This window comes from Mangrovibacterium lignilyticum (assembly GCF_010882175.1).
GTDB lineage: Bacteria > Bacteroidota > Bacteroidia > Bacteroidales > Prolixibacteraceae > Mangrovibacterium > Mangrovibacterium lignilyticum.
The window spans coordinates 37,662-56,360 of record NZ_WKLH01000005.1; the positions used below are offsets into that span (position 1 = coordinate 37,662).

15 protein-coding genes and 1 tRNA gene are annotated in these 18,699 nt (G+C 43.1%); 7 read left to right on the forward strand and 9 right to left on the reverse strand.

The features are described from left to right. Positions 1-375: 375 nt before the first annotated feature. Positions 376-447, reverse strand: a tRNA-Arg gene (locus GJV22_RS19100). A gap of 162 nt (positions 448-609) precedes the next feature. Between GJV22_RS19100 and GJV22_RS19105 the strand changes: the two genes are divergently transcribed. Both GJV22_RS19105 and GJV22_RS19110 read left to right on the forward strand, forming a co-directional pair. Then, entirely contained in the window at positions 610-1,398 is a 789-nt protein-coding gene (locus GJV22_RS19105) for an HD domain-containing protein (RefSeq protein WP_163717622.1), read from the forward strand. Between the two features lie 49 nt (positions 1,399-1,447). Beyond that, positions 1,448-1,657: a (2Fe-2S)-binding protein gene (locus GJV22_RS19110; protein ID WP_163717624.1), complete on the forward strand. Its 210-nt coding sequence runs from the start codon at positions 1,448-1,450 to the stop codon at positions 1,655-1,657. Between the two features lie 49 nt (positions 1,658-1,706). Here the strand turns inward: GJV22_RS19110 and GJV22_RS19115 are convergent, their stop codons facing one another. Beyond that, complete coding sequence (locus tag GJV22_RS19115) at positions 1,707-2,570, reverse strand: TIGR01777 family oxidoreductase (RefSeq protein WP_163717627.1); 864 nt, start codon at positions 2,568-2,570, stop codon at positions 1,707-1,709. A 190-nt stretch (positions 2,571-2,760) separates the two neighbouring features. On the opposite strand from GJV22_RS19115, the gene GJV22_RS19120 reads away from it, so the two are divergent. From GJV22_RS19120 to GJV22_RS19130, 3 genes are read left to right on the forward strand one after another with little or no spacing between them, the layout of a single operon-like run. Further along, positions 2,761-5,169 (forward strand): penicillin-binding protein 1A, encoded by a 2,409-nt coding sequence (locus tag GJV22_RS19120; protein ID WP_163717628.1) that lies wholly within the window; start codon positions 2,761-2,763, stop codon positions 5,167-5,169. 44 nt (positions 5,170-5,213) lie between these two features. Beyond that, a complete protein-coding gene (locus GJV22_RS19125; RefSeq protein ID WP_163717630.1) occupies positions 5,214-6,992 on the forward strand; it encodes a chloride channel protein in 1,779 nt (592 codons plus the stop codon). 12 nt (positions 6,993-7,004) lie between these two features. Further along, a complete protein-coding gene (locus tag GJV22_RS19130; RefSeq protein ID WP_205461961.1) occupies positions 7,005-8,771 on the forward strand; it encodes a chloride channel protein in 1,767 nt (588 codons plus the stop codon). Between the two features lie 115 nt (positions 8,772-8,886). Here GJV22_RS19130 and GJV22_RS19135 read toward each other — a convergent pair whose 3' ends face one another. The 6 genes from GJV22_RS19135 to GJV22_RS19160 all read right to left on the reverse strand — a co-directional run bounded on the left by GJV22_RS19135 (position 8,887) and on the right by GJV22_RS19160 (position 14,822). Next, complete coding sequence (locus GJV22_RS19135; RefSeq protein ID WP_163717634.1) at positions 8,887-9,282, reverse strand: hypothetical protein; 396 nt, start codon at positions 9,280-9,282, stop codon at positions 8,887-8,889. 112 nt (positions 9,283-9,394) lie between these two features. Then, positions 9,395-9,868 carry an aminoacyl-tRNA deacylase gene (locus tag GJV22_RS19140; RefSeq protein WP_163717635.1) on the reverse strand — a complete coding sequence of 158 codons (474 nt, stop codon included), beginning with the start codon at positions 9,866-9,868 and terminating at the stop codon, positions 9,395-9,397. 185 nt (positions 9,869-10,053) lie between these two features. Continuing rightward, complete coding sequence (locus GJV22_RS19145; RefSeq protein WP_163717637.1) at positions 10,054-11,307, reverse strand: NAD(P)/FAD-dependent oxidoreductase; 1,254 nt, start codon at positions 11,305-11,307, stop codon at positions 10,054-10,056. A gap of 5 nt (positions 11,308-11,312) precedes the next feature. Then, positions 11,313-12,329, reverse strand: coding sequence for a 4-hydroxyproline epimerase (locus tag GJV22_RS19150; RefSeq protein ID WP_163717639.1), 1,017 nt, complete (start codon positions 12,327-12,329; stop codon positions 11,313-11,315). 97 nt (positions 12,330-12,426) lie between these two features. Further along, positions 12,427-13,896 (reverse strand): aldehyde dehydrogenase (NADP(+)), encoded by a 1,470-nt coding sequence (locus GJV22_RS19155; protein WP_163717641.1) that lies wholly within the window; start codon positions 13,894-13,896, stop codon positions 12,427-12,429. A 32-nt stretch (positions 13,897-13,928) separates the two neighbouring features. Then, positions 13,929-14,822: a dihydrodipicolinate synthase family protein gene (locus GJV22_RS19160; protein ID WP_163717643.1), complete on the reverse strand. Its 894-nt coding sequence runs from the start codon at positions 14,820-14,822 to the stop codon at positions 13,929-13,931. Between the two features lie 200 nt (positions 14,823-15,022). On the opposite strand from GJV22_RS19160, the gene GJV22_RS19165 reads away from it, so the two are divergent. Further along, positions 15,023-15,898, forward strand: coding sequence for an AraC family transcriptional regulator (locus tag GJV22_RS19165; RefSeq protein WP_163717645.1), 876 nt, complete (start codon positions 15,023-15,025; stop codon positions 15,896-15,898). A gap of 180 nt (positions 15,899-16,078) precedes the next feature. Continuing rightward, positions 16,079-17,359, forward strand: coding sequence for a serine hydroxymethyltransferase (gene glyA, locus GJV22_RS19170; protein WP_163717647.1), 1,281 nt, complete (start codon positions 16,079-16,081; stop codon positions 17,357-17,359). Between the two features lie 121 nt (positions 17,360-17,480). On the opposite strand, the gene GJV22_RS19175 is transcribed toward glyA, so the two are convergent. After that, a complete protein-coding gene (locus GJV22_RS19175) occupies positions 17,481-18,668 on the reverse strand; it encodes a serine hydrolase domain-containing protein (RefSeq protein WP_163717649.1) in 1,188 nt (395 codons plus the stop codon). Between the last annotated feature and the right edge of the window lie 31 nt (positions 18,669-18,699).

The following is an 18,699-nucleotide window of genomic DNA, read 5'->3' on the forward strand; positions in this document are numbered from 1 at the left end:
GGACAGATCCATGAAGAAATAGCACGGTTAGGTTGGAAAGTGTTAGTTCACTGATGTCGTTTTACCTTGTATTCGAAAGCATTCGGTTATCACAGATCAAGAAAAAGGTACAAAATGCCCAATCGTATTTGATTCAGTTATTCCAGTTCGATTTCACATAGGTCATTTCCAGAAACCGCGCCATGCCATGTGTTGTATATCCAGTGGTTTTCTTGGTAGAGCTTGGCGGAATTCCGACAAGGTACATATTGGGTGTTCCCGGTCGGCGGGGGTAAATGGAAACAAAGTAGTAAAAGTTAGAAGCAAAATTATAGAACTGTGTTCCCTAATTCGTTTCCCATAAATAACAAAAGTCGCTAAAATAGCGACTTTTAGTGATCCCACCGAGACTCGAACTCAGATCGCAAGAACCGGAATCTTGTATTCTATCCATTGAACTATGGGACCAAAAGCGATGCAAAAATAGTAAAACATTCTTTTCCCCGGCATAAAATTTTAAAAACTTAAGTTCGGGGGATATAAGCAAGTGGTTGTTGATAAATTGACGCCTGCTTTCCGGTTCAAATGAAGGAAATAAGCTACTTTTGGCACTTATTGCGAAAACTATATATGGATCAACATACAATTGAAGAGGGGAAGAAGTACTTCGGAGAGATAGCTAAAAAGTTCATTAAAGCATCCGACTTTGCTGTTGCTGAGAACTTACAGATGAAAAAAGATCATTCTGTAAGGGTGGCTGCCATTTGTTTGCATTTGGCCGAAGCGCTGGAAATGGATGCAGCCGATCAGGATTTGATTGAACTAATTGGACTATTCCACGATGTTGGCCGGTTTATTCAATTTGAAAAATATCAGCACTTTGACGATTCCAAGTCTGAAGATCACGCTCTTTTAAGTGTTCAGATGATTTCGGAACAGCAATTTTTCATCAACATGGATGAAGAATCTCAAAAGCTGGTGGTTGAGGTGATTGGCGGACATAACAAATTCAACTTTTCGTCTAAAGACAAGCGGGTCTCGCAATTTGCTCAAATCTTGCGCGATGCCGATAAAATGGATAACTGGGAGCTGGCTGTTTCCTTGTTGAAACGCGATGGAACATTCACGTTGCCAAATATCAGCTATAACCTTCCGAAATTGCCTGCTGCAAGCGAAGCTGTGTTGAAGAGCTTGTTAGCGGAAAAGCCGGTATTGAAAAAGGACCTCCAATCTTTGGCTGATTTTAAACTTTTCCTCATGTCTATGGTTTATGATCTAAATTTTAAAGCCAGTTTCGTTTGGGTGACCGACCGGCAATTGATTAAAAAGATTTATGATTCGATGACCAAAGGAGATCGCGTTATTGATGCTTACCGGAAAATTCGCCTGCATATTGAAAACAGACTGACTGAAAAATAGCCTTCAATTGGGGTGGCTTTAGAAAGTAACAGAAAAAGTAGATTTGAGCATGAGTAACCGTTTGGTTTGTATTTGTAATATGGTTTCGGAGCAGGAAATCATCAATGAGTTAAAAAAAGGTGCATTGGATGCCTCCGATATTCAATATGCCACCCGTGCCGGAACAAGTTGTGGAAAATGTTTGATGACGATTGATCAGATCATTGAAGAGTATCAACTCACACAGCCAAACGATCCGCAGGGGAAATTGGATTTTTAAATTGATTTACATCTGGATAGTTTCAAGAGCTCTGTTTTTCAGGGCTTTTTTAGTTTTTAGCGATTTCCTCCATTGCCGCTAATAGGGTTGGGTAGCGATATTTGAAATTTTCTTCCTGTAATCTTTTGGGGATTACGGTTGGTCCTTCCAAAATCAATTCAGAAGTTTTGCCGAAAATAAGCCGGATTGCAAAAGCCGGAACAGGAAAAAATGCTGGTCGTTTTAAGCTTTTGGATAAAGCGCGGGTAAAGTCGGCATAGCTAATCAGATCGGGGGCGACCAGGTTGTAAGTTCCCTCAAATTTGGAGTTTGAAAGTGCTTCGTTAAAAGCAGCAACAAGGTCGTGAATATGAATGAAGGAGAAAGCCTGTTTGCCGGAACCTATTTTACCGCCCAATCCCAAACGAAAAAGGGGAAGCAGTTTCTTCATCGTTTGCGAATCTTTGCCCAAAACAACACCGATCCGAAAAATGACACGCCGAACAGATTTCGGAAGCTCTTTCGATGCTTTTTCCCAATCGGTGACCACTTGCCCCACAAAACCAGGATCGACGCGTGTACTGGTTTCATCGTGTGTATCTCCAGCCCGGTAGATGCCAACAGCGGATGCCGAGATAAATATTTTGGGACGTTTGTCAGTTGCTATTTTTCGAATCGCTTCAGTCAGGTTAGCGGTTGTGTCGACCCGGCTACTGTAGATGGTTTTCTTATTGGCCTCGGTCCATCGTTGCATAATTGGAGCGCCTGCCAGGTTAATTACCGCATCGCTTCCACTTAATATTTCGGTCAGTTCGTTGTCGGCTTCGTAAAGCAACTTGCGTTTAACGTAGACACATTCGTAGCCTTTTTCTTTAAACGATTGAATCAATGATTGACCAATAAATCCGGAAGCTCCCGTGATACATATTTTCATTGCTTTTGAGTTTACTCTGTGTCAATAAGTACAATTATATTTTTGAAAAGTTTTTTACATCATCAAAAAATAGTGAAGTCGTTTGAGCTTATTTATATAGTTTTGGTCTGATAAGAATGCAGACTAAGTAATGACTGTAAGAAACGACGAAAAGCGTTGTTAATAAACAGAAAAAGGGAAAAATACTCATATGCCTCCGAAGAAAACAACTCGAAAAACGACACCAAAAGCAAAATCTCGCAAAAAAGCCAGTACCGGGCGAAGGAAAAAATCCCGAAAAAGCTCTTCATCGGGCAAACGTTTCATGCTGTTTATGCTCAAAGTTGCCGGTATTGGAATCGTACTTTTTGCCTTGTTCTTCACCCTCGTTTATTTGGGATTTCTGGGTTATGTTCCAAGTACATCGCAGTTGCACGACATTAAAAATCCACAGGCTTCTGAAGTATTCTCTGAGGACGGTCGGTTACTGGGGCGTTACTATGTCGAAAATCGCAGTAATGTGAGCTATGATGAGATTTCGCCCAATGTGATTCACGCTTTGGTGGCAACCGAAGATTCACGCTTTTACGAGCATCGCGGCGTGGATGAGGTTGCTTTGATGCGTGTTTTTGTCAAATCAATTCTGCTGCAAAACAGAAATGCGGGTGGGGGAAGTACGCTAAGCCAGCAAATTGCCAAGAACTTGTTTCCTCGTAACGATATGGGCGTTTTTTCAATGCCGGTTAATAAACTGCGCGAGTCGATTATCGCCTATCGGTTGGAGCGTATTTATACCAAAGAAGAGATTCTGACACTTTACTTGAATACGGTTCCTTTTGGTGAAAATATATATGGGATAGAAGTGGCTGCTGAACGCTTTTTCAACAAAAACCCCAAAAGCCTGACCGTTGATGAAGCTGCCGTTTTGGTGGGGATGCTGAAGGCGAACAATTATTATAATCCGCGTTTGCACCCGGAGCGATCGAAAGAACGCCGTAATGTGGTGATCGCACAGATGGTGAGAAACGAGTTCCTGACAGAGAAACAAGGGGATGTATTTCAGCAAAAGCCTTTGGTCATTCACTACAAACGTATTTCGTATAACGAAGGGCCGGCGCCGTACTTCCTTGAAATGCTGAAACCCGAATTGGTGGAATGGTGTAAGGATAATAAAAAGGCGAATGGAGATCCGTACAACTTATATACCGATGGTCTGAAAGTAAAGACAACGGTCAATTTCGACTATCAGTATTTTGCTGAGCAGTCGGTGAAAGAATACATGAAGAACCTGCAAAACGTATTCAACAACCACTGGAAAGGTTCGTCGCCATGGTCTAAAAAAACGGCAATTTTGGAGCGGGCCATGAAACAGTCGGATCGCTACCGGAAAATGAACGCTGCAGGCAAATCGGACGAGGAAATTAAAGCCGCTTTCAATAAGAAACGAGAGATGGTTCTGTTCGACTGGGGCGGTGATAAACAGGTTGTGACAACCCCACTGGATTCGCTAAAACATTGCCTGCGTTTATTAAATGCAGGTTTTCTGGGAGTTGAACCTTCAACCGGTGAAGTAAAGGCCTGGGTTGGTGGAATTGATTTCCGCTATTTTAAATACGATCATGTTAACTCAAGCCGGCAGGTGGGATCAACTTTCAAACCCTTTGTTTACCTGGCAGCACTGGAAAACGGTCTGGAGCCCGACGACTACTTCTCGAACGAAAGGAAGGTTTACCACGACTACCAGGATTGGTCGCCGCAGAACTCACATCCGGATTACGAAGGTTATTATTCCATGCAGGGAGCGTTGGCTAAATCTATCAATACGGTAGCTGTTGAGGTGCTGATGGAAACCGGTATTGATGAAGTGATTGAAACGGCCCGCGAACTGGGCGTTAAAGCTAAGTTGCCGGAGTTCCCTTCGCTGGCTCTCGGAGTCGCTTCGATTAGTTTGAAAGAAATGGTTGCTGCTTATGCGGCAATCCTGAACGATGGCGTGTACATTGAGCCTCATTACCTGGTTTCAATTGAAGATCCACAAGGCAATGTGCTGACTAAGTTTGAAAAACCAACCCCGATCAAAACAGATCTGGGTCCTGAGAATTGCCGGATGGTTGTTCGCATGATGGAATCTGTGATTTCCGCAGGAACTGGTGTTGGTATTCGGTCCGTTTATCATGTAAATGGTGATTTTGCCGGCAAAACCGGAACGACACAAGATCATGCTGACGGCTGGTTTATGGGGATGAACCCACAACTGGTCACAGGTTGTTGGGTTGGTGCTGACGATCCTGCTATTCATTTCCGGACAGGAACCTACGGACAAGGGGCTTATATGGCTCTGCCGATTGTTGGAAAGTTCTACAGCAAGTTATACTCCGACAATCGCTACAAACGACTTCAATATGCATCGTTCCGTCAACCTTCGCCTAAGTTATTGGCTAAATTATCGGTACCGCCTTACGTAGAGGAGCTAGCGCCTGAGTCGATCGGCGATGTAATCGGTAATATTTTTAAGAAGAAAGATCGGGACAGGAAGGACGAGGAAAAGCAGGAAAAAGAGAAAACGGGTAAGAAAAAAGTTTGGGAATCGATCAAAGATATCTTTAAAAAGAAGAAATAGATTCTTAACTTATCATCTTTTCCGATTGGTTAAATTTAGAAAAGATGCCAGGCAAGCTCTCTTATGCAGCACGTTTCCACCGTTGGAGGCTTCGACACTTAAGTGAACGCAAATTTATTGTTCTGTTGAGTGTCGTCATTGGTATAATTGTAGGCATTTTGGCCACCTTGCTGAAGAACTTCGTCTGGAAGTTGCAGGACTTCGTCAGCCTCATCACTCAGAAAAACGAAGCCAACTCCATTTATTTCATTCTGCCGATTGTCGGGATATTGTTGACCGTGCTGATTGTCCGGTTCATTGTTCGAAAACCGGTTCGTCCGGGAATACCGAATGTGCTGCACAGTATTTCGCAGCGAAAAGGAGAATTGAGCAAACACAATCTTTACAGCTCGATGGTGACCAGTGCATTGACCGTTGGTTTTGGCGGATCGGTCGGGTTGGAGGGACCAACGGTGGTCTCGGGAGCGGCCTACAGTTCGGTGCTTTCCCGCTTGTTTCATCTCGATTACCGAACCACAATTTTGATGCTGGCCTGTTCGTCGGCAGCTGCTATGGCTGCTATTTTCAAGGCGCCAATTGCTGCCATTGTATTTGCTGTTGAGGTGATCATGATCGACCTGACGACTTTCTCGCTGGTACCCTTATTGCTCTCATCGTCGGCCGCGGTAATGACTTCTTACTTTTTTATGGGTCATGATGTTCTGTATCCCTTTGCCGTGAAAAGCACCTTTGTGGTCAAAGACTTGCCTTACTACATTGCACTGGGGATTCTCACCGGATTGGTTTCAGCTTATTTCACAAAGATTAACATTTTTATAACAAATCGTTTTGAACGAATTCCCGGTATTTGGACACGTCTCTTGTACGGTGGATTACTGCTTGGTTTACTGATCTTTTTGTTCCCTTCACTATATGGAGAAGGCTATCTGGCGATCAATGCATGCCTGGCTGGTGATTATAGTTATCTGTACAATAACTCGATATTCTTCTACCTGAAAGATCACTATTTTTTGATGGTTGTATTGCTGTTATCAATTAGTTTACTGAAAGTTGTGGCGACGTCTCTGGCTCTGGGCAGCGGAGGTGTTGGCGGAATTTTTGCACCCACTCTTTTTACCGGAGTTAACGTTGGAGCGGTGTTCGCTGTCATTGTTGATCGCTTTGGGACCCAGCAAATTGACAAGAACAATTTCGCACTGATTGGTATGGCAGGACTCATTGCCGGGGTGTTGCACGCTCCGCTTACAGGTATCTTCCTTATTGCTGATATATCCGGTGGATATCTCTTGTTTGTTCCGTTGATGATCACGGCAACTTTTTCATTTATAACGGTTAAGACTTTTGCACCAAAGTCAGTTTACCACTCACAATTGGCGCAACGACGAGAGCTGATGACCCATGATAAGGACAAGAATGTGTTGCAGATGATGGAAGTCAAGAAATTAGTTGAAACGGATTTTGTTACTTTGCACCCCGATGCCACTCTCCGCGACTTAACGGAGGCAATTTCCACCGCACACCGAAATCTCTTTCCGGTGATCGACGATGAAGGTTATCTCAAAGGTATGGTCAAAATGGATGACATTCGACATTTGATTTTTAGACAAGAACTGTACGACTCGGTCAAAGTTGGTGATCTCATGTATTTGCCCGAGGATTTTATTTCGACAAAAGATGTGATGGAACAGGTTGTTGAAAAATTTGAAGCCACAGGACGATATAATATTGCAGTTATAGATGAAGGGAAGTATATCGGGTTTATTTCCCGTGCGAAGGTATTCTCTTCTTACCGAAAAAAAATGAGTCACTTTTCGTATGAATAAGCTTTTGTAAATATGATGGAACTGAAGACAAAATTATTGACCATGTTTAACCGAATGGCCGATTCGAAAAAAGTTTACTGGTTAAGTTTGTTGATTGGAGTTGTGTGTGGGACGGCAGCTTTATTGTTGAAAAATCTGATTCACCTGTTGGGCGAAACCCTCGTTGGTAATTTAAGAAGCTCGGACGAAAGTTACTTGTTCTTAGCGTTTCCGTTGATTGGTATCGCCATCACGGTGTTGATTGTCAAATTACTGATTAAAGATGATTTGGGGCACGGTGTGTCGAAAGTATTGGGTGCCATCAGTTTAAATAAAGGAAAATTGAAGGGGCATCATACTTTTTCGAGTATGATTACCAGTACATTTACCATTGGTTTTGGTGGATCTGTCGGAGCAGAGGCCCCTGTTGTTTTAACCGGTTCGGCAATTGGTTCGAATTTGGCGCGTCTTTTAAACCTTAGCCATGCGCAAACCATGCTTATGCTTGGTTGTGGTGCTACCGGAGCAATCGCCGGGATTTTCAAAGCGCCTTTGGCTGGTATTGTGTTTACCCTCGAAGTATTGATGCTCGATTTGACCATGGCATCCCTGATTCCATTGTTGATTTCCGGGATCTCGGCAGCAGTGCTGGCCTACTACTTCATGGGTGATGAGGTGCTTTTCAAGTTTGAACTGGTCAATTCGTTCGACGCAACGAATGTGCCTTTTTACCTCATTCTGGGTGTATTCTCGGGATTTATCTCCCTATATTTTACCCGTATGACCATGTATTTGGAGCGGCGTTTCAAGCTATTGAAGAAACCGCTTTACAAGATCTTGGTTGGAGGTTCAATTCTTGGATTGTGTATCTTCCTTTTTCCACCGTTATGGGGGGAAGGATATCATAGCATTGATAAGATATTTAATGGTTTAGGACCCGATTTGCTGGATAATTCATTGTTTTTCAATTTGAAAGATTCGCAATGGTTTATCGTGATTTTCCTGTTGTTATTGGTTTTCGTCAAAGTAATAGCCATGACTGCCACTACTGCAGGTGGTGGTGTTGGTGGTATATTTGCACCAACCCTTTTTGTTGGTGCGATAGGCGGCTATTTTGTCGCCAGCTTTTTCAATTTAATTCTTGGGTTGAATTTGCCGATCGATAATTTTGCCTTGGCGGGAATGGGGGCGATGATGGCCGGTGTGATGCATGCGCCTTTGCTGGGGATTTTCCTCACGGCAGAAATTACCGGCGGTTATCAGCTGTTCTTTCCGTTAATTATAGCGGCAATAGCATCTTACGTCACAATTATGGCGTTTGAACCCTATTCAATTTATACCAAAGCATTGGCACGCAAAGGAGAGTTGGTTACGCACCATAAGGATAAGGCAGTGCTGCACTTTATGGCGGTGAAAGAGTTGATTGAAACTGATTTTGCGGTTGTGTCACCTGATGCAACTTTGGGCGATTTAACCAAAGTAATTGCGAAGTCGAAACGGAATCTTTTTCCGGTTGTTGACGAGGCTGGTATGATGAAGGGAATGATAAAGATGGATGATATTCGCGAACTCATTTTTAATCACGACTTGTATGATCAGGTTTATGTGAAGGACTTGATGTACATGCCCGAACATTATATCTCACCGCGCGATACCATGTTGAAGGTTGCCGGAAAGTTTGAAAGTAGTGGGCGCTTCAACCTGGCTGTTTTGGATGATGGCAAATATTTGGGCTTCATTTCCCGGGCAAAAGTGTTCTCGAACTACCGGAATTTCGTCCGAACCTTGTCGCACGATTAAGCAAGTCGGCTTAACAGGAAGAGGATTTCATTTTGTTGGAGTAGACAAAGTACCTGACAACCGAAGGAAGATAATGATTTTTCGGCTGTATTTCTTCATTTGAGATACCGATGCATTACTGCCGGAAGGATTTGTAGAAAACACCGTAAATCGTGACAAACAACAAGGTGAAAATCGCATTGGTACTCGAAAATGCGTGCGAGCCAATGTAAAGGAGAGGTAAGGCAAATAAGCACAATTGAGCGATCAAATAGATAAAGAAACCTGCTTTTTGGCTTTTCCACATTTTCACGACTCCCAGAAGTGATACCAAGCAGATGACAGCTAAAGCCAGAATGTAAAATCGGCTAATCAGTTCCGGAGTCAGGGTGTTGGTGAATTTTTCGATGTAGGGAAGGGCCTGCTTGTAAAAAATGAAAGTACCCAAATACGAGATTGTTGCAATACTGCTACCGATGGTACTTAATGTTAATGCGGAACTTAAAAGCAAAGGGCGTTTTTGGGTATTCATTCGGTATTCAGTTTTGTTTCTTGCTAAAGTCATATAAAAAAAAGAAACCTCCAAATGAAGCTTGGAGGTTTCCTGAAGAAGAATTGTTACCCTTAATTATTTACACCAATAGTTAGGCTGATAAAGCTTTTGAAAATCTAAGAACAACAGGTTCAACCAGTCGTTCAAAATCAGCATAAGCCATGCGGATCAGCTCCACATGTGTGCCCGCATTGAAGCAAATTTCTTCATCTTCGGTCAGACTTTCGGCTACATAAACTTCCATGTCATACAGATTTCCGAAAGGAGGCATTGCGCCTAATTCACAATCGGGGAAGCGATTTTTAAATTCCATTTCGCTTGCTAAACCAACGTTCCTTGCTCCAGTCGTTTCGCGGAGCAAGCGTAAGTTAATCATGTAAGATGCCGGTAGTACAGCCATGGCCATTTGACCGTTAACTTTTACAATAACTGTTTTTGCAATCTCTTTGCCCGGAATATGAGTTGTCGCAGCTATTCGTTGTGCGTTGTATGCCAGTGAATGTCTGATCGTGATGTATTCAATTTTATTCCGGTCCAAGAATTCTTTTAGTTTTTTTATTGGCATGTTTTTCAAATTTTCAGTTAAAAAAAGATGTCGTACACATCGCTAAATTCTATTCAACCATATGGAATGTGAAGGCTAAATATGTAGAGAGGATAACTTTGTGTACGTGGATTTTTTATAAAAGATTATTTGAAAAATGCCGTAAATACGTGTTTTATAAAATTTTTTTCGACTTGATTTTCATTTTAAAAGCGATTTGGGTGAAGAATATTCAGATCGTAACCTGTTTCTTCGTTAGCCGCCAGTTCACTGATAATCTTACCGGTAATCGGTCCTAAACTGGCTCCCATCATTGCATGGCCGGCTGCTACCAGTAAATTAGTTGCTTGTTTGGTGCGGCCGATGAATGGGACGCCATCAGGAGTGACAGGCCTTAAGCCTTCCCAAATCTTTAATTCAGAAGCGGTTTGCTTTTTAAATGAAGGAATAGCCTGATGGGTGCGATCAAGTATTGCCTGAACACGGTTTAGGCGCACTTCACCGACGGCACCGTTAAACTCCATGCCACTTCCCAGTCGAATATTGTTTTGGAGTGGCGTCAAAGCCACTTTTGCTTCGGTTAGAATTATCGGTGTTTTCAGCTGCAGTTCCGATTTGGCAAAATCAATGCTGTACCCTTTGCCTGAAATAACAGGAAGCGAGATACCCGCTTTGGCTGCAATTTGGCAGGAATAAGCTCCTGCTGCCAACACAAATTCGTCGGCTTTGTGTCTTCCTTTTTGTGTAATTACCTCCTGCACTTTTCCTTTCAACAGCATTATTTTTACAACCGGGGAGTTGTAATGAAAGTCAACTCCTTTGTTTTTGAGCTGTTCTTTTAGCCAGCGCAGATGCGATGTTGGATTAATATGACCGTCGCTTTTGTAAAGAATGGCTCCTTTTAAACTAAAGTTTACGTCAGGCTCCAGTTCTTTCAATCCCAGCTGATCCAGCTTTTGAGTGGCAATGCCTAGTGAATTGGCGATTTTCGCAATTTCCGCCTCTTCGTGGAAGCCTTCGGCAGTGGTTGAGGCCATCAGCAAACCTTTGTGCTCATATTCTGTTTGATTGTCCGATTCTTTGCTGAGCATTTCGTAAAGCTTCCGGCTTTCATCGTTTAACTGGTAGAGCGTAGGGATGACTTTGCCAACTTGTGTTTTGTTGGCTGAAGCCATGAATTTTAGAAACCAGGGAATTTGTTTGATGTTTTTACCTAGAGGCAAATAAACCGGACTTTTACGGTCAAACAGCATCTTCATCCCTGACTTCAGCATCTCGGGCGATGCCAGCGGAATAAAATGACTGGGAACAATAAAACCACAGTTTCCATACGAACAGCCACTTTCATCATTTTCAGCCTGCGCTTCAATAACTTCTACTTCATACCCTTTTTGAAGTAGAAACCAGGCACAATGCAATCCGATTGTGCCTGCTCCGATGATGGTTACTTTCTTTTTCATGGCTGTTAAAGTTTTCCGACCACACGAAATCCGTGGGCATACGGATCGTCTTCATCGTCAATAATAATGTGGTTGTAGCCGGTAACTTTGGCCCAGCCTTCGATACCTGGAATAATCGCATCGAAATCGCCGATCTTTAGCTTTTCTTCGACTGTACCAATAAACTGGCTGCCGATCACACTTTCGTGCAGGAAGCTTGAGCCAACTTCCAATTTACCCAAGGAAAACCACTGCGCCATTCGGGCCGACGTTCCTGTTCCGCAAGGGCAGCGGTCAATCGCTTTTTCGCCATAAAAAACAGCGTTTCGGGCATCGGCTTCTTCGGTCATGGTATTTCCGGTCCACAGGACATGGCTTAATCCGCAAATTTTTTCATTTTGAGGATGGATGAATTCATACTTTTCATTCAATCGCTTCCGGATTTCACCGCTGTAAGAAACCAGTTCGTCAGCCGTGAAATGATGCATTCCCGAGAAGTTTTTTTGCTCATCCACAATCGCGTAAAAGTTTCCGCCGTAGGCAACATCGACGGTTAATTCTCCGAGGTGTGGACTCTCAACGGTCAACCCTTTTTTATACAGGAATGACGGAACATTGATGATCTTTACAGAGGTTACTTTGCCCCGCTCATTCTGTTTGTAATGTGCAATCACCAATCCTGCCGGTGTTTCCAGGCGGATGATTCCCGGTGTTTCCGGAATGATCAGACCTTCTTCAATTGCAATCGTCACTGTCCCAATAGTACCGTGTCCACACATGGGCAAACAGCCACTGGTTTCGATAAACAGGATTCCAGCGTCGTTTTGCGGATTTTCGGGCGGAAAAATAAAACTACCCGACATCTGTTCGTGTCCGCGCGGCTCGAACATCAGACCGGTGCGAATCCAGTCGAATTCGGCTAAAAAGTGTTCACGTTTTTCGAAAATGCTTTTGCCTTTCAGTTTGGGGATTCCCCCGGCGACAACACGCACCGGATTTCCGCAGGTGTGTCCGTCAATACAAAAAAATGATCTCCGTGCCATAGAATGACCTTTTTAAAGTGAAAAAGTTATTATTGTGTCATGCTCGATTTCCGAAAGCGGTAAAAACTGTTTTTCGGGCAAATCCTGTTCTAATTCTTTAGATTGAATCCTTTGTCCATTGGTTATCAACCGTACGCCAAATATTCAATGGGTTACTGTTTTGCAGCTCTGCCGGAAGCATTACCTCCGGAAAATCCTGATAGCTAACCGGACGAACAAAACGTTTGATGGCTGATACGCCAACCGATGTAAAACGAGAGTCGCTGGCAGCAGGGAAGGGACCTCCGTGTTGCATGGCAGCGCAAACTTCAACGCCGGTCGGAACGCCGTTCAATAATAAACGGCCACATTTTTCGATCAGGTTATCAACCAATTCCTGTTGTTCTGGCAGTTCGCTTTCCAACCCGTGAATGGTGGCTGTTAATTGTCCTTTCAGGCTTTTTACGACTTCCAAAACCTGTTCTTCGCTGTCGCAAACAACCAGCAAACTGAATGGACCGAAAACCTCTTCGTGCAGTGTTGGCTTTTGAATAAAATCGCTGGCCGATACAGTTGCAATTGCAGGTGATACCTGGCCGGAATCCGCGGCTTCTTCTCCTTGCGCTACCAGGATAACTTCGGAATGGGCAAACATTTTCTCCGAGTTCAATTTGTAGTTGCGCAAAACACTTTCGCTGAACATTTTCGATCCAGCAGTAGCTTTTACCTGTTTTGCCAGTTCCTCGACAAAAGATTCAAAACCTGCTGTTTTTGTGGTAATCACCAATCCCGGGTTAGTGCAGAACTGACCTGCTCCCATGTTTACAGAAGCGACTAACTTGGCTGCAATGGATGCATATTCTGTTGCAAGCGCTTCCTTTAAAATGACGACCGGGTTGATGCTCCCCATTTCGGCAAACACAGGAATCGGTTCTTCACGTTCCGAAGCCAATTTAACCAAGGCCATTCCACCACCATACGAACCGGTGAATCCGACTGCTTTGGTAACCGGATGTTGAACTAACAACTGACCGGATTCGTATCCAGAATCCTGAATGAAGCTGAAAGTACCTTCGGGCAAAGAAGATGCTTTTACTGCTTTTTCAATGGCTTTACCGACTAGTTCTCCGGTTTTAGGGTGAGCGGGGTGACCTTTGACAACCACTGGGTTCCCGCCAGCCAAAGCTGAGGCCGTGTCTCCTCCGGCTACAGAAAAGGCCAACGGGAAATTACCGGCACCAAAAACAACTACCGGTCCGATGGGTACCATTAAGCGGCGAAGGTCGGGTTTGGGAAGCGGTTGACGGCTCGGGGCGCCCACATCAATTGTTGCTTCCAACCAGGAGCCTTCTTCTACCAAATCGGCAAATTTGTTTAACTGATCGATTGTTCGGCCACGCTCACCAAGGATGCGGCCTTCAGGCAAATTACTTTCGGCAACAACTGTTTGAACTAGCTCATCACCTAAGTTTTTAATTTCTTCGCCGATCAAACGAAGGAAAGCGGCCCGTTCTTTTCCCGACACTTTTTTATAAGTGGCGAAAGCTGACAAGGCACTTTCCATCGCTTGATTGACTCTTGTTTTCATGTCTGACATAAGTCTCTTAATTTTTTAAATGCTTAAAAAACAGGACGGGTGCTCAGTGCTGATTCAATTGTGCTAATCGCTTTTGCGCGTTCGTCGCCAGAAAGAATTTTTCTTGGCGCACGAACATATTCTGTTCCGATTCCGGTATATACTTCGCACAGTTTGATGTACTGAACCAATTTGGGGTGGATGTCCATTTCCAATAAAGGCATGAACCAACGATAAAGTTTTACAGCTTCATCAATTTTGCCGGCTTTTGCCAATTGGTACATAATAACAGTTTCTTTAGGGAAGGCACAAACCAACCCGGCAACCAAACCATCAGCGCCAAGTAAAAGAGGCTCAAGACTAAGCGTATCAACACCACCTAGGATTTTGAAGCGGTCTGCAAATGCATTGCGCATGCGAGTGATGTTTGTCAAATCGCGAGTCGATTCTTTTACTGCTTCGATGTTTTTTACATCAACCAATTTTTCAAACATCGGGATGGTGATTTCAATTTTGTAATCAACCGGGTTGTTGTAAAGCAAAATTGGCAATGAGGTTGCAGCAGCCACAGCTTTAAAGTATTCAACTGTTTCGTCAGCATCGGCTTTGTATAACAGCGGTGGTAAAAGCATCAGACCGTCTGCACCATTTGCTTCTGCAGCTTTGGCCGCCTCAATGGCACGCACCGTGCTCGACTCGGCAATATTCATAATTACCGGTACTTTTTCGCGATAAGGTTGGAGGGCTTCAACCAGTTGCAATTTTTCTTCGGCACTTAAGGTGCTCGATTCGCCTAACGAACCGCCGATGATAATTCCGGATACTCCGGATTCAATTTGAAATTCAATATTTTTAATGAATCCTGGAACATCCAGTTCTCCGTTTTCTTTAAATTTTGTTGTTACCGCTGGGTAAACACCTGTCCATGTTGGTTTCATATTGTATTACGTTTTAAAAATTATTCTACGACAAAGATATCGGACAAATACGTCTCTGGTTTTGCCTATTTTAGCCATATTTTGAACTATTTTATCAATGTTTAGTTTTATTAATAGAAAATAGGGTAATATTGATCAATGTTAGAATGATTTTAAAGAGGTGTTCTCTATTTTTGTTTTATAAAAAAGGAAATTATCGGATGAAGGCAGTACGGTTTGTTATACCAAAGACAGGGGGAAACTCTTTTCGCGTCCAATTAGACGACGGACCTCATTTTTACGATACGATTCATTATCATCCGGAGCACCAAATTACCTTTATAATAAAAGGGGAAGGAACCAGTTTTATCGGAAATCATGTGGAGCGTTTTGTGCCGGGCGATGTATATCTGATTGGAAAGAACGTACCGCATGTTTCAAAATGTGATGGTGTCTATTATCAGGGTGATCTTGACCTGGACGTTTTCAGCATCTCCTTATTTTTTAAAGATGAAACTTTTGGTTCGCAGTTCTTCGAAATTCCTGAAATGGCACACATAAAGCGACTGCTTGAGCAAGCCTCGATGGGTGTAAAAGTTTTTGGTGACGATCGGGAGCAGATTGCAAAGTTGATTGAAGCGAGTCGGGAACAGGATGGATTTCAGCGTTTTCAGAACCTGATGAGTATCCTGAATATTTTTGCCAAATCGGAAAATACGAAGACTTTGTCCTCGGTGCGGTACATCACTCCGTCGAAGGAAGCCGATAATGAACGCATCAATGTGATTTTCAATTTCCTTTCCACAAACTTTAAATCGGACATTAGCCTTGACCAGATTTCGTCGATTGCCAGTATGACGCCTAATGCGTTTTGTCGCTATTTCAAACAGCGTACAGGAAAGTCCTATTCGGTGTTTCTGAATGAAATGCGTGTAGAATATGCCGGGAAGCAAATTGCAGGAAGCCATCACAGTTTTGGGAATATTGCAGTGGAAAGCGGCTTCAACAGCATTTCGTACTTCAACCGTCAATTTAAACGAGTCACCGGACTTTCGCCCTTACAATACCGGAAAAAGTTTGGCCAGCATATCGGTTAGAAAATTCAGTGTAAAGGAATCGAGAAGGTTTATAAATTTTGATGATTGTTGATTTCTATTCTTTTCAGCTACTGCTAAAAAAGTTTACCTTTGCGGCTTAAACGTCACTCGTTTTAAAGACGTTATCCGTTGCGGCGGATTGTGAACATTCAGAATATTCAAAATTTGAACATATACCAAATGAAAAGAGATCAATTAGTATTTGACATTATTGAAAAAGAACGCGAGCGTCAGCTAAGCGGAATCGAACTAATTGCTTCTGAAAACTTTGTTAGCGAGCAGGTTATGGAGGCAATGGGTTCTGTTATGACTAATAAATATGCTGAAGGCTATCCGGGCAAGCGCTATTATGGCGGTTGTCAAATTGTGGATATGACTGAGCAATTGGCCATCGACCGTATCAAAGAACTTTTCGGTGCAGAATATGCCAACGTTCAACCACACTCGGGGGCTCAGGCCAATGCTGCTGTGCTTAGCGTAATTTTAAAACCCGGTGATAAATTCCTAGGACTTGATTTGGCTCATGGTGGTCACTTGTCTCACGGTTCTCCGGTGAACTCTTCAGGTATATTGTATTCACCAATCGCGTATCATGTGAAAGAAGATACCGGAATGGTTGATTATGACGAAATGGAAGCTCTGGCCAAAGAACACCAGCCAAAACTGATTATTGGTGGAGCTTCTGCTTATTCTCGTGAATGGGATTATGCCCGTATGCGTAAAATCGCTGATTCAGTTGGAGCTATGCTTATGGTTGATATGGCGCATCCTGCCGGACTAATTGCGGCCGGTTTGCTGGAAAACCCGGTTAAACATGCTCACGTTGTTACTTCAACAACTCATAAAACATTGCGTGGACCTCGTGGTGGTATCATCCTGTTGGGCAAAGATTTTGTCAATCCATTTGGTTTCAAAACACCAAAAGGTGAAACTAAAATGATGTCGGCTGTATTGGATTTCGCTGTTTTCCCCGGACAACAAGGCGGACCACTGGAGCACGTAATTGCATCGAAAGCGATTGCTTTTGGTGAAGCCTTAGATCCTTCATACAAAGTGTATCAGGCGCAGGTGCAAAAGAATGCTGCGGTGATGGCTCAGGCTTTCATCGATAAAGGTTATAAAGTTATTTCAGGCGGAACAGACAATCACAGTATGTTGATTGACCTGCGTACCAAATTCCCCGAATTGACTGGTAAGAAAGCTGAAAACACCTTGGTTTTGGCAGATATCACCATCAACAAGAATATGGTTCCTTTCGATAGCCGTTCACCTTTTACAACATCAGGTCTGCGCGTTGGAACGCCTGCGGTTACAACCCGTGGTTTGAAAGAAGACGCGATGCCTGTTATCGTTGAATTGATCGACGAGGTATTGTCTAATCCGGACAGCGAAGAAGTTATTGCTTCAGTTCGCAAGCGTGTAAACGAAATGATGAAAGGTTTGCCATTATTTGCCTGGTAATCCGGTTTCGACAATATTTTCAAAGGAGGCACCGATTTGGATGCCTCCTTTTTTGTGCACAAAAAAACCGGCTGTGAACCGGTTTCCTTTTTTATCGTTAATGATAGAATTTCTCAGTTGACTATTCTGAAGCTTTGTCTTTTTCCTTCATTGGCTCTTGTTCCTTAACCGGATCTATCTTGTCAAGGAAGATTTGTGCAATTTTACCGGAAGGTAAGCTTTCTGAATTATCCTGCATATTGGCACATAAACTGATCACCAGTTTTTGATCAGGGAAGATGGCAAGGAATGAACTTCCGCCAATTGTATTGCCTTGTTGGATATACACCTTTCGGCCTTGATTGTCGGTGTAGATATTCCAACCAAATCCAAAGTTTGATTCAAAGCCATTGTCCAACTTATTTCGAGTGAAGAACAGTTTGTAACTTTCTTCTGAAAAGAATTCCTTTTTGAGGATGATTTGGCCCAATTTGTTCAGGTCATCGGCCGTCGACAAATAGCCATAGGCCGGTGCAATGAATCGGGAATCAATTGCGGGGGCATTGACGAGCTGTGCAACAAAGTTGCGATCGTATGGAGTCGCTCGATTCAAAGTTATGTATGATGGGTTGTCCAGGATTGTTTCGTCCATCCCAAGCGAGTCAAGCAGCATCTCTTTAACAAGTTTGGAATAACTTGTTTTTTCGATCGTTTCAGCTAAAATACCGAGCAAACATGGGCCATAGTCATTTACGGCGAAATAGGCATTTGGCGGATAGACCAGTGTGTCATTTTCCGATGCTTTGATATACTCTTTCAAGCTTTTCAAATTTCCTTTATTCAAAACAACGTTCTCATTGTTTTCAGGGAATCCGGCTGAGTGTGTGCCCAGATTATAGATGTTGAAATCAAACTGTTTTTCAGGATAGTCGGGAATGTACTTACGAAACGAATCGTTAACATTTAGTTTTCCTTCTTCCTGTAGTTTGGCAATCAGCATGGCTGCAAACATTTGAGAGCTTCTACCAATTCGGTATTTGGTTTCAGGACGTGCAGGCGACTTCAATTCCACATTCGCATAGCCAAGCCCTTCAGACCAAACTGTTTTCCCGCCAATGGAAACAGAAACAGATACTCCGGAGGTGTTTCCAACCAGGTATACTCTCATAGCTTCACGGCCGGCGATGATCTCTTTTTTATAGGTATGGTCCAGTACAATTCGCGGATCGTGAGACTTTTTTTTACAGGAATAAAAACTGAATAAAATTAAAACGGCAGGCAAAAATGATTTGACGGTCTTTGCGGTCAACTTCAGATGTTTTATTTTCATTACACTTTTAATTGGTGATTGTAGAATCAGG

What these genes read in the sequence shown, in the direction of transcription:
- GJV22_RS19105 (WP_163717622.1), top strand. Translation starts at nt 610, where the DNA reads ATGGATCAACATACAATTGAAGAGGGGAAGAAGTACTTCGGAGAGATA.
- GJV22_RS19110 (WP_163717624.1), top strand. Translation starts at nt 1,448, where the DNA reads ATGAGTAACCGTTTGGTTTGTATTTGTAATATGGTTTCGGAGCAGGAA.
- GJV22_RS19115 (WP_163717627.1), bottom strand. Translation starts at nt 2,570, where the DNA reads ATGAAAATATGTATCACGGGAGCTTCCGGATTTATTGGTCAATCATTG.
- GJV22_RS19120 (WP_163717628.1), top strand. Translation starts at nt 2,761, where the DNA reads ATGCCTCCGAAGAAAACAACTCGAAAAACGACACCAAAAGCAAAATCT.
- GJV22_RS19125 (WP_163717630.1), top strand. Translation starts at nt 5,214, where the DNA reads ATGCCAGGCAAGCTCTCTTATGCAGCACGTTTCCACCGTTGGAGGCTT.
- GJV22_RS19130 (WP_205461961.1), top strand. Translation starts at nt 7,005, where the DNA reads ATGATGGAACTGAAGACAAAATTATTGACCATGTTTAACCGAATGGCC.
- GJV22_RS19135 (WP_163717634.1), bottom strand. Translation starts at nt 9,282, where the DNA reads ATGAATACCCAAAAACGCCCTTTGCTTTTAAGTTCCGCATTAACATTA.
- GJV22_RS19140 (WP_163717635.1), bottom strand. Translation starts at nt 9,868, where the DNA reads ATGCCAATAAAAAAACTAAAAGAATTCTTGGACCGGAATAAAATTGAA.
- GJV22_RS19145 (WP_163717637.1), bottom strand. Translation starts at nt 11,307, where the DNA reads ATGAAAAAGAAAGTAACCATCATCGGAGCAGGCACAATCGGATTGCAT.
- GJV22_RS19150 (WP_163717639.1), bottom strand. Translation starts at nt 12,329, where the DNA reads ATGGCACGGAGATCATTTTTTTGTATTGACGGACACACCTGCGGAAAT.
- GJV22_RS19155 (WP_163717641.1), bottom strand. Translation starts at nt 13,896, where the DNA reads ATGAAAACAAGAGTCAATCAAGCGATGGAAAGTGCCTTGTCAGCTTTC.
- GJV22_RS19160 (WP_163717643.1), bottom strand. Translation starts at nt 14,822, where the DNA reads ATGAAACCAACATGGACAGGTGTTTACCCAGCGGTAACAACAAAATTT.
- GJV22_RS19165 (WP_163717645.1), top strand. Translation starts at nt 15,023, where the DNA reads ATGAAGGCAGTACGGTTTGTTATACCAAAGACAGGGGGAAACTCTTTT.
- glyA (WP_163717647.1), top strand. Translation starts at nt 16,079, where the DNA reads ATGAAAAGAGATCAATTAGTATTTGACATTATTGAAAAAGAACGCGAG.
- GJV22_RS19175 (WP_163717649.1), bottom strand. Translation starts at nt 18,668, where the DNA reads ATGAAAATAAAACATCTGAAGTTGACCGCAAAGACCGTCAAATCATTT.